11 protein-coding genes are annotated in these 9,776 nt (G+C 62.4%); 10 read left to right on the top strand and 1 reads right to left on the bottom strand.

Going from position 1 to position 9,776, the window contains the following annotated elements; translation table 11 throughout:
• Positions 1-142: 142 nt before the first annotated feature.
• On the bottom strand, positions 143-583 hold the full coding sequence (locus IN820_RS00590; protein WP_193679109.1) for a universal stress protein: 441 nt from the start codon (positions 581-583) through the stop codon (positions 143-145).
• Between the two features lie 233 nt (positions 584-816).
• On the opposite strand from IN820_RS00590, the gene IN820_RS00585 reads away from it, so the two are divergent.
• The 10 genes from IN820_RS00585 to IN820_RS00540 all read left to right on the top strand — a co-directional run.
• Positions 817-1,281 carry an MFS transporter gene (locus IN820_RS00585; RefSeq protein ID WP_193679234.1) on the top strand — a complete coding sequence of 155 codons (465 nt, stop codon included), beginning with the start codon at positions 817-819 and terminating at the stop codon, positions 1,279-1,281.
• A 32-nt stretch (positions 1,282-1,313) separates the two neighbouring features.
• A complete protein-coding gene (locus IN820_RS00580; RefSeq protein ID WP_193679108.1) occupies positions 1,314-2,096 on the top strand; it encodes a class II glutamine amidotransferase in 783 nt (260 codons plus the stop codon).
• On the top strand, positions 2,090-2,605 hold the full coding sequence (locus IN820_RS00575) for a DUF2937 family protein (protein WP_193679107.1): 516 nt from the start codon (positions 2,090-2,092) through the stop codon (positions 2,603-2,605). The genes IN820_RS00580 and IN820_RS00575 overlap by 7 nt, the downstream gene beginning before the upstream one ends.
• A gap of 462 nt (positions 2,606-3,067) precedes the next feature.
• Positions 3,068-3,361 carry an integration host factor subunit beta gene (ihfB, locus tag IN820_RS00570; protein ID WP_193679106.1) on the top strand — a complete coding sequence of 98 codons (294 nt, stop codon included), beginning with the start codon at positions 3,068-3,070 and terminating at the stop codon, positions 3,359-3,361.
• A 127-nt stretch (positions 3,362-3,488) separates the two neighbouring features.
• Positions 3,489-4,760, top strand: coding sequence for a Wzz/FepE/Etk N-terminal domain-containing protein (locus IN820_RS00565; protein WP_235989035.1), 1,272 nt, complete (start codon positions 3,489-3,491; stop codon positions 4,758-4,760).
• 198 nt (positions 4,761-4,958) lie between these two features.
• The gene (locus IN820_RS00560) at positions 4,959-6,242 is read left to right on the top strand and encodes a Wzz/FepE/Etk N-terminal domain-containing protein (RefSeq protein WP_193679104.1); all 1,284 of its coding nucleotides are present in this window, start codon (positions 4,959-4,961) and stop codon (positions 6,240-6,242) included.
• A gap of 690 nt (positions 6,243-6,932) precedes the next feature.
• The gene (locus IN820_RS00555; RefSeq protein ID WP_193679103.1) at positions 6,933-7,430 is read left to right on the top strand and encodes a hypothetical protein; all 498 of its coding nucleotides are present in this window, start codon (positions 6,933-6,935) and stop codon (positions 7,428-7,430) included.
• A 23-nt stretch (positions 7,431-7,453) separates the two neighbouring features.
• Positions 7,454-7,945 carry a helix-turn-helix domain-containing protein gene (locus tag IN820_RS00550; protein WP_193679102.1) on the top strand — a complete coding sequence of 164 codons (492 nt, stop codon included), beginning with the start codon at positions 7,454-7,456 and terminating at the stop codon, positions 7,943-7,945.
• Positions 7,946-7,959: 14 nt separating this feature from the next.
• Entirely contained in the window at positions 7,960-8,424 is a 465-nt protein-coding gene (locus IN820_RS00545) for a protein-export chaperone SecB (protein ID WP_193679101.1), read from the top strand.
• Between the two features lie 86 nt (positions 8,425-8,510).
• Positions 8,511-9,776 (top strand): MBL fold metallo-hydrolase (locus IN820_RS00540; RefSeq protein ID WP_193679100.1); only part of this gene is annotated, 1,266 nt, incomplete at its 3' end.

Here is a 9,776-nt window from a genome sequence, read left to right as displayed (position 1 = left end):
CTCAACCCAACCTACACTCCTCAGGCTGTGCGCCCTGACCCAACCCACAAGAGCGGCGGACCCCCGCGGACTCTGTGGGAGGCGCGCCCTCGCGGCGATTGCAGGCCGCAGGCCTGCCCAGGGCTGCAGCCTGAAGGGATTTCTACTCGGGCTTCTTCAGGCGCACCGCCAGCACGTCGCATGGCGCCCCGTGGAGGATATCGTTGGCCGTGGAGCCGAGCAGCAGCGCCAGCCCGTGACGGCCGTGGCTGCCGACCACGATCAGATCGCAGCCCTGTTCCTTGGCCAGGCGATGGACTTCCTGGCGCGGCTGGCCGTAGGCCAGGTGACGCTGTTCCGGTGCGAGGCCCGGGTAGCTGTCGGCGAAGCCGTCCATGCGCTCGCGGGCCTGGTCGAACTGCTGTTGTTGCAGCATCGACAGGTCCATCGGCACATCGCCTCCGAATGCCATCGCCATGGGTTCGATGATATGCACCAGGCTGAGCCGGGCACCCGTGGTGCTGGCCAGGGCCTGGGCGCGGGCCACGACCGGATGACATTCCTCGGTCAGGTCTATGGCGGCCAGAATGTGTTGGTAGGGCATGGTGACTCCTCCTTGGGTGCCGGTTGCCAGTGGCCTGGCCTTTGCCGACGATATTGGGATAACCCCTTCGTTTAGCGAGGGTTATACGACCTTGCTCGGGGGTTCGCCAGTGTCTTGTTGTCACCATCGATGACGGCGGTCGCCCATGGGCTGCTATCATGGCGACCTTCACTGCCGCAGCGCAGTTCCGACCTGTTCAAGCCGTCGAAGCGGGCTGTTATCGAGAAACCACCATGCTGATGTTCGACTCCGATTATTCGCTCGCCTGGGCCCTCTACGGAATAGCGGTGCTGGGTTGCCTGCTGTTCTGGTTCCGGGTGACCCGCTGGATGTGGCGCTGGTTGCGCGAGCCGCTGCGCCTGGCGGCTGCCGTGCTGTTGCTGACGCCCACCATCGTCGATCCGGCGCAGGAACTGTTCGCGCCGGCGGTGGCCATTACTGCGATGGACCTGCTGTTCCAAGTGGGCAACAACGCGTGGCGGGCGGTTGCCGACCTGGCCCTGTACGGGCTGATCGCCTTTGCGCTGTATCTGCTACTGGTCGCCGTCCGCTGGCCCATCGAGCGCCGGCTGAAGCGGCGTGCGGCCGAGACCGCCGAGCAGGACGATCCGCGCACGCTGCGTGAACGCCTCGAAGACGAGCAGGACGATGACTATCCGCCGTTGCGTGGTCGTCTGCGGACCGAACCGCGGTTGTAACCGAACGTCCTGACAATTCCCGGGAGAGACGCATGTGCGAGTTGCTTGGCATGAGCGCCAACGTTCCCACCGATATCGTGTTCAGCTTCACCGGCCTCATGCAGCGGGGCGGCAAGACCGGGCCGCACAAGGATGGCTGGGGCATCGCCTTCTACGAAGGGCGCGGCCTGCGGCTGTTCCAGGACCCGGTCGCCAGCTGCGAGTCGGAAGTGGCGAAGATGATCCAGCACTACCTCATCAAGAGCGAAGTGGTGATCGGCCATATCCGCCATGCCAACGTCGGCAAGGTCGGGCTGGTCAATACCCATCCGTTCGTGCGTGAGCTCTGGGGGCAGCACTGGTGCTTCGCCCACAATGGCCAGTTGGCCGACTTCCGGCCGGCGCAGGGCTTTTACCGGCCGGTTGGCGAAACCGACAGCGAGGCGGCGTTCTGCGATTTGCTCAATCGCATACGCCTGGACTTTCCCGAACGGACCCGTGCCGAGCAGCTGCTGCCGGTGCTGCTCGGTGCCTGCGCGGAATATCGCGCCAAGGGCGTGTTCAACTGCCTGCTGAGCAATGGTGAATGGCTTTTCAGCTTCTGCAGCAGCAAGCTGGCGCAGATCACCCGTCGCGCGCCTTTCGGCCCGGCGCAACTCAAGGATGCCGATCTCACGGTGGATTTCCAGGCGGAGACGACGCCGAACGACGTGGTCACCGTGCTGGCGACCGAGCCGCTGACCGACAACGAGCAATGGACCTGCCACGGTCCCGGGCAATGGAGCCTGTGGCGGCTGGGGGAATGCGTGGCCCAGGGGCGGGTATCCGAATGCTGAGAAGCTACCTGCGGCTGACGCTGTTTGCCTTCGGCCTCCTGGTCGGCATCCAGGTGCCCGGTTTCATCGAGGCCTATGCCCAGCACGTCGAGGCGCGCCGGCTGGAGGCGCAGCAGGGGCTGCAGGGCTTCCAGGAAACCGCGCAGCGCTTCTTCGAGGGCGATCTGGACGCGCTGGTCGAGCACTACCGCAACAGCGACGACCCGGTCATCCAGAGCGACGCCCAGAGCGTGCGGGCGCTGGTGGCCCGCGCAACGCTGCTCGAACGGGAATGGCAGGCGATGCAGCGGCCCTGGTATGCACGGGCCTGGCATGTGCTGGTCGGTGCCGAGCGCAACCTGCTGGCGCAGGTGTGGAGCAGCTACCGCTTCCAGGTACTGCTGGCGCCGGAAGCCATCGCCTGGGGCATCGGTTGCGCGCTGGCGCTGGCCTGGGTGGTGGAGGCGCTGGGAATGGCGCTGGCCCGCCTGCTGTGGCCCAGGCGCAGCTACCGCCTGCGGCGGCGCTGACCCGGCGGGGCACCTGCCATTTCCAAGACGTCACGTCTCCATAGATGCAACCCAACCACGTTCGTGCGATGCGTAGGTTGCGGTTGAGGCGCGCAGCGCCGAAGCCCAACAGCGCGCGGAGCCAGGGCAGGCTCCTGTATGCCGAAACCCGTATCTCACGAATGCGTCGCCTGATGCCCCGCGCGTTGGGCTTCGCAGGCTCAACCCAGCCAACATTCGTGCAATGGCCCGTAGGTTGCGGTTGAGGCGCGAAGCGCCGAAGCCCAACACGTGCGCGGCGAGCCCATGCCTGGACAAAGTCGATCCACGGCGCGTTGTGTCGAGCCCAATCCGTGAAAATCCATGCGAACCCCTCAACAATATCCTTCCCGGTAAAGTCCTTCGACTGTTCAAACTCTGAACAACGTGCTAAAAACAACCGCAACCCGAATGATCTAGCCGCTTGAAAACGAAGGGAAAACCATGACCAAGTCGGAGTTGATCGAGCGCATCGTCACCCAGCAGGGGCTGCTTTCGTCGAAGGATGTCGAGCTGGCCATCAAGACCATGCTCGAGCAAATGGCTCAGGCCTTGGCCACCGGCGAGAGGATCGAAATCCGCGGCTTCGGCAGTTTTTCCCTGCACTACCGCGCACCCCGCGTAGGCCGCAATCCCAAGACCGGACAGTCCGTCAGCCTCGATGGCAAGTTCGTACCGCACTTCAAGCCTGGGAAGGAGCTGCGGGATCGAGTCAATGAAGACGACGAGAATGTGTAATCCTGATGCTCCGCCTCACGATATAGGCAAATTACTTCGTTAATAAGGTTGAACCTCCTCCTGATCGCTTGTCTAACGCCCGTTGCTCTGCATAGACAATAGGAAGCAAGACGTGAGGGAGAGACTTTTGCAACAACCATCCAATACCTCCGACGAGATCGATCTGGTCGAGCTGTTCAAGGCGCTATGGCGGCAAAAGGCCTTGATCGCTGGCACCACGGCGCTCGTCACGCTCATCGCTGCGGCGTATGCGTTCCTGGCAACGCCTTATTACAAGACCCAGACCTTCCTGCGCCCCGTCGAGCAAAGCAGCCTCGACCAGCTCAATGAGACGGGCATATACAAACTTACTCCCGAAGAGGCCCTGGCCCGGGTTGCTTCCGGGCTGTCGTCATACGAGAACAGGCTTCAATTCTTCCTGCAGAATCGTGAACTGTTCCAAGGCCTCGACATTCGCGAGGATGCCGTTGAACAAAGCTTCGCGACTTTCAATGAAGAAGCCTTCACCATGCTGCATCCCGACCCCAAGCGCACCGACAACCGCAGTGCCTATGTCGGGCTCGCGCTGACCTATCCGAAAGGCGTCGATGGTGCATCCATCGTCAACGGGTTCGCCAGCTACGTACTGGATCTGGAGCGCAAGGAAATCGCGGAAGATCTCGACAGCCTGAAAGGCAACCGCCTGGCCGGCCTGGAGATGAAGATGGAAGCAGGGCGCGCCAACTACTCCGCCGCCAAGGAGGCGCAGATCGCCATGCTGCAGGAGCAGGATGCCCTGAAGAAGGCTCAACTGCGGGATGAACTGGCGGCCCTGCGTGATCAGCTCAAGATACGGCGGCAAAACCGCATCCAGGAGCTGGACGAAGCCATCGCCATTGCCGAATCGCTGGGCATTCGGACACCGACCACCCCTTCGGTGATGGCGGATGCGCGTCATGAGGACGGCCAGGTCATCCGGACCGAGATCACCAATCGCCAGGTGCCCTTGTATTTTCTGGGAGCGGACGCGTTGAAAGCCGAGCGGGATACCTTGCTGGCGCGCACTTCGGACGATTTCGCCGAGCCTCGTGTAGCTGAGATCCAGACGGAGCTGGCGCTGCTGGAGCGCAACCGCGAAGTGGAAATACTCCTCCAGCGGCAGGACGAACAAGAAGATCTGTACCTGAAGAATCTCGCCGACTGGCGTGAAGAGGCCGCGCGCCTGAAGGGCATCAAGCTCGACACCGACCGCCTGCGCCTCGTGCGCCTCGACCAGCCGGCGCTGCAACCGCGCACCGCCATCAAGCCGAAGAAGGCAATGATCGTCGCCCTTGGCTTGGTGCTTGGAGCGATGCTCGCCATTTTCATCGCACTGGTCCGGGCGATGGTCGCCCGATCCGCTCCGGCCGCCCGACCTTGAATCGGCTCCGCCTCGGCCGAGGCGGAACGACACCGTGACCTGCAGAAAGTTCCAGTCTGCTGCGGCTGTTTGTCCTGTTTTCCCCTTTTTGGCTTTGGATTTTGTGTGCCAGCTGGCAAAATGCCCGCGTTTTTTTCACGGGATGTAGGCTGCGGTCGCACTACGTCCCGATCTGCGCCGCATGTGAAGGGACCAGCCGTGAACGCAATCAGCCAGCCCGAAGTTTTCCAACCCGCCAGAACCTCCGACGAGATCGATCTCGTCGAGCTGGCGCGTGCCTTGTGGAAGCAGAAAATCCTCATCGCCGCCATCACCGGTATCGCAATGGCGCTGGGCCTGGCCTACGCAACGTTTGCAACCCGCTATTACAGCGTCCAGACGGTATTGCGACCGGCGGCCATCAAAGACCTGGATGAATTGAACCATCTCGGCATCTACAAGCTTTCGCCGAAGGCCGCGCTCCAGCAGGTCGCCGCCGAACTGGATTCCTACGACAATCGCCTGCGCTTCTTCCGTGAAAACCAGGACCTGTTCGGCTCGCTGGTCGGGCCGGGCGCCAGCATCGAGCAGACATTCGAGGCCTTCAACGAAAAGGCCTTCAAGCTGCTTCGTCCGGATGCCCAGGCGGTTTCCACCACGCCGTTCGTAGGCCTGCAACTGACCTATCCCGAAGACGTGAAGGGCGTCGAGGTGGTCAACCGGTTCGTGGACTTCTCGCTGGATACCGTGCGTCAGCGTATCGAAGCGGATCTCGATATCCTCGTCGGCAACCGCCTCAGCCAGCTCGAGCGGCAGATGGACGCCGCGCGCGTCAACTATGAAGCGAGCAAAGAGGTGAAGATCGCCAAGCTGACCGAGGCGGACAACCTCAAGCGCGTACAGCTGCAGGACGAACTCAATGCACTGCGCCAGCAACTGCGCACTCGGCGGGAAAACCGCATCAACCAGCTCAACGAGGCGATCCGGATCGCCAGCTCCCTGGGTATCAGCAAGCCCACCACGCCTTCGACGCTGGGCGCCAGTGAGCAAGTCATCCAGGGCAGCCTGATACGCACCGAGGTCAACAACCAGCAGGTTCCGCTCTACTTCATGGGTAGCGAGGCGCTGGAGGCCGAGCGCACGGCCCTGATGCAGCGCCGCTCCGACGATTTCACCGAGCCGCGCATCGCCGAAATCGCCAAGGCATTGAAGCTGCTGGAAACCAATCGTGAAATCGAAGTGCTCAACAGCCGCGAAAACGAGGACCTGTTCCTCGAGGGCCTCGCCGGCTGGCGCGAAGAGGCGGCGAAGCTGCGTGCGATCGCTTTCGATACCGGTGCGCTGAAACTCGTTTCGGTCGACCAGGCGGCAGTCGAGCCGCTTGCCCCGATCGAGCCGAAGAAAGCGCTGATCGTCGCCCTGGCGCTGATCCTCGGCGGCATGCTGGGCTTGTTCGTCGCGCTCGTACGTCATATGGCCCAAGGCCATCATTCAAAAGCCTAGTATTGGCCGGTCAACGAGACCGCGACAATGATCGTCCATCGCGTAGGGCTGGAGTGAGCGCACAGCGCGTAGGTTGGCTGGCGCCGCCGAGGTTGAGCGCAGCGACGCGCGCCGGGCAGCGGGACGGCAACGAAGCCAGCCCGGGCGAGCGGGAAGATGGACGTGCAGGGCTTCGCCGCATTGTTCCTCAGGCCACGTGCCGGCCCAGCCTGCGCGAGCGACGTTTGCCGGATTTCCGACAGTGATGCCTGGGATGACACTGGTCTCGTTTGATACCTGTTAAGAGCAGCACGCAGAGTCGTGCTGCGGTAGCTCGCTCATTTTTCCGGTGTGCCATCGTTAAGGGACTGACAATGCACCAGCCATTCAGCTTTTGCCCTATCTCGGCTCGTTGCCGGCCATGGTCGCTTGCCGGTTCGGATGGGCGCCAGGTATATAGCCTGTCGTCCGTTCGACAAGGCTCTGTTCCAATTTCGTGTTGCTCGAAGTGTCGAGATGTTTTGAACGTCCGTAGGAGCGGGCCATGCCCGCGAAGCTTTCATACGCGGGAATATTCGCGGGCATGGCCCGCTCCTACCGGGTGTATGTCTATTCGCAACAACCTGCTCAGGCATAACTTTCGACAACCTGCACCGCAGGCCGACGACTCATGCTCCGCTGGCCTTGTTGACTGTTCACTTAAAAGTTAACATGGCGATCCATCTACTCAAGATCGATTTCAGGGCCTTGAAAATGCCGCTGCCGGAGCCTGTGGCTCAAGCGGGAGCCTGGTCGATTTTTGCGCGGTGCGATGAGCCGGACGAAGCCGCATGTGAAGTATTCCGCCAGATTCTGGCAATGCCCGACAAACGGGACCAAAAGGCGTCGCTGGCGGCCTTGCGCAAGCTGATCCAGGTGGCAGCCAGCGGGCATCCGCTGACGAGCTTCTACGACAAGAAGCAATGCCATGAAGCTCACCGCTTCAACTACCAGGGAAAGGAAAGGACGATATGGCGAATCTGGCAGGGCGATATACGCCTGGCTTTCTACTACGGCGAAGGCAAGATCATCTTCCTTACCCAGGCCTTCGCGAAGCGCGAGGATAAGTTGTCCAAACAGCAGAAAACCGCCCTCGAAACCGAAGCCAAGTGCTTCATCGATGCCGAGGCGGCAGGCACGCTTGCACCGTTCACAGCGTCTGCTACGTGAAGCCTTATTCAGAGGTCCATGCCATGGAACATCAGGAATCACCCTTTGCCCAACTGTGCGCCGAAGCCTGGAACGACGACGAGTTTCGCTTCGACATCAAGGCACAGGACATAGCCGTCGACCTTTCCCGCGCTGTGGCCGAGTCTGGCCTGTCGCGCGCCCAACTGGCAGAGACACTCGGCTGGAAGCCCAGCAGGATCAGCCGCGTGCTGGGCAGTGGCAGCAACCTGACCATTCGCACCATTCACCAGATCACCAATGCGCTGGGCCTGGATTTCGACGTCGTCTTGCGCAGGCCCGAACAGCAACGGCCCGCGCAGCCCTGGGAATACCGTGATCTGCTCTGCGACGTAGGCCAACTGCACCAGCTGGCAACGCAGCACGTGGTGCAGACCAAGGCACTGCTGGACACGGCCCGGCAGCTCAACCGCCGCAGCTGGAAAAATGCCCAGACCTTCAGTGGCATTACCGGCGGCACCAGATACACAGCGCTGCCCAGTGCCGCGCAGCATTGAACGCGGGAATGGCCATGAAGCGCTCGCCGCTACAAGTGAAGCATTACCATTTCAGCCATCTGGCCCTTACGGCGCGGCCCGATTTCGATATCGAGCGACTGGCCGGCAGCGAACCCTATCCGTCCTTCGCCGGAACGGAACTCAAGCATGACGTCACCCTGGCCGAGCCAGCCGACGAGGATGATCCGACCCAGTTCGCGGTGATCCTCTCGGTGCAATGCGAACCGGAAGAGGGCAGCCCGTTCCCCTATAGCTTCGCCGCAGAGATGGAAGGCATCTTCGAGATCGAGGACGAGGGGCCCCTCGAAGCACGCAAACGCCTGGTCGTGGTCAATGGTGCTTCGGTCCTGCTGGGCGCGCTGCGTGAGCAATTGCTCGCCCTCAGCGCAAGGCACAAGTACGGCCCCTTCCTGCTGCCATGCCTGGATTTCCGCACCCTGGTCGCGAAGCCCGAAGCAGCCGCGCCAGAAGATGCCTGACCGACCGTCGAGCCGGCCCGTCACACCCGTGCAATACGCCGCTTGCGGTTGCACGATACACCTGTGCCATCGGTAAAGGACTGACCATGCACTTCCCACATATCGAACATCACGGCGCCCAGGATGGCGTCACGGGTTCCTGCCACCAACTTCATATGGATGCGGCCAACAGCCTGCTGATCGACTGCGGCCTGTTCCAGGGCAACGAGGCTTCGGCCGATGGCCGCTCCGGGGCTGCCCGCTCGGCCATCGAATTCTCGCTGGCTAGCGTCAAGGCCCTGGTGGCAACCCACGTGCATATCGACCACGTAGGGCGGATTCCCTTCCTGCTCGCCGCCGGCTTCAAGGGGCCTATTCTCTGCAGCGAGCCCTCGGCCAGATTGCTGCCCATCGTCCTCGAAGATGCCTTCAAACTGGGCTTCAGCCGTGACCAGAAAGACGTGGAGCGCTATATCAAGCTGGTCGAACAGCGCCTGCTTCCCTTGCCCTACAAACAGTGGTTCACCCTTGTCGAAACCGACGCGCTGACCGCCCGCATCCGCCTGCAGCGTGCCGGCCACATCCTCGGTTCGGCCTATGTGGAAATCGACCTGACGTACCCGGCCACTGGCGACAACAAGCGCATCGTTTTTTCCGGTGACCTGGGCGCCCCCCATGCACCCTTGCTGATGCCACCCGAACCGCCCGAGCGCGCCGATATCCTGGTGCTGGAAAGCACCTACGGCGACCGCCTGCACGAGGAACGCGCGAGCCGCCGCCAACGCCTCGAAGCGGTAATCGAACATGCCCTGCAAGACCAGGGCACCGTCCTGATCCCGGCCTTCAGCATCGGCCGCACCCAGGAACTGCTCTACGAGCTGGAAGAAATCATCCACACCAAACTCGCCGGCCTTGCACCGCCCACTGTAGGAGCGAGCTCGCTCGCGAACGGCCCCCATGCTACCGGTGAGGCTGTGTCACCAACCAACTGGCCCAAGCTCCCGATCATCCTCGACTCGCCCCTGGCCAGCCGCTTCACCGAGGTCTACCGCAGCCTGAAACCCTACTGGAACCAGGAGGCCCGCGAGCGCGTCGAAGCCGGTCGCAACCCGTTGGCCTTCGACAACCTGATCAAGATCGACAGCCACGCCGACCATATCGCCGTGGTCAACCACCTCACCCAGAGCGCACGGCCCGCCATCGTCATCGCCGGCAACGGCATGTGCTCGGGCGGGCGCATCGTCAACTACCTGAAGGCCATGCTGCACGACCCCAGGCATGACGTGCTGTTCGTCGGCTACCAGGCCCAGGGCACGCCTGGCCACGCCATCCAGCAATACGGCCCCAGGGGCGGCTATGTCGATCTGGACGGC

The organism is Pseudomonas lopnurensis, assembly GCF_015070855.1.
GTDB lineage: Bacteria > Pseudomonadota > Gammaproteobacteria > Pseudomonadales > Pseudomonadaceae > Stutzerimonas > Stutzerimonas lopnurensis.
Note: the sequence above shows the minus strand (reverse complement) of the source record. Positions and strands in the feature narration are given on the sequence as shown.